Here is a 690-nt window from a genome sequence, read left to right on the forward strand (position 1 = left end):
ACACGGTTATTAGGCCGGCGGCTTGGTTGTACACCGCACAGCCAATTGTTGCCTGAACCGTTCCGCCGGAAATGCTTACCGCTCCGGTGCTATTGTTGTGAATCGTCCTGGCCGTTCCTCCCGTCATCGAGGTTGTCGAGACCGTGCCGCCGGAAATGCTTACCGCTCCGGTGCTATAGTTGTTAATCGCCCTGCCGCTGTATGCCGAGGACTGAACCGTTCCGCCGCTCACCGTTATGCCGCCGGGGGAAGCGTTGTAAACCGCGTTGCCGTCGTCGGTGGCTGAGGTGTTTTGTACCGTGCCGCTGTTTATTACAAGCCGCGCGGCAGTGCCGTTTGCGCTTGCAAGGTAAATCGTGCCTTGCGAGCTGCTTGTGTTTGCCGATGTTACAAGTGTCGCCGTTGCGGTCGGCTGCGACACGGTTATTGCGCCGGTGCTATTGTTATACACTGCGTAACCCGTTGTCGAGACCGTGCCGCCGGAAATGCTTACCGCTCCGGTGCTATAGTTGTTAATCGCCCTGCCCGTAGTTGCCGAAACTGTGCCGCCTGAGATATTCACCGTTCCGCCGACCTGGTTGTTTATTGTGTAACCCGTTGTCGCCTTAACCGTGCCGCCGGAGATTTCCACTTTACCAGTGGTATTATTGTAAATCGCCCTGCTGTTATTTTCTGTTACTTGAACCGTGC

Annotated in this window: 1 pseudogene; it reads right to left on the bottom strand. The window is 56.1% G+C overall.

The features are described 5' to 3' along the window. A pseudogene (locus tag ACYVRH_RS13915) lies at positions 1–690 on the bottom strand (hypothetical protein); the annotation flags it as partial.

The organism is Treponema sp. R80B11-R83G3 (genome assembly GCF_054786115.1).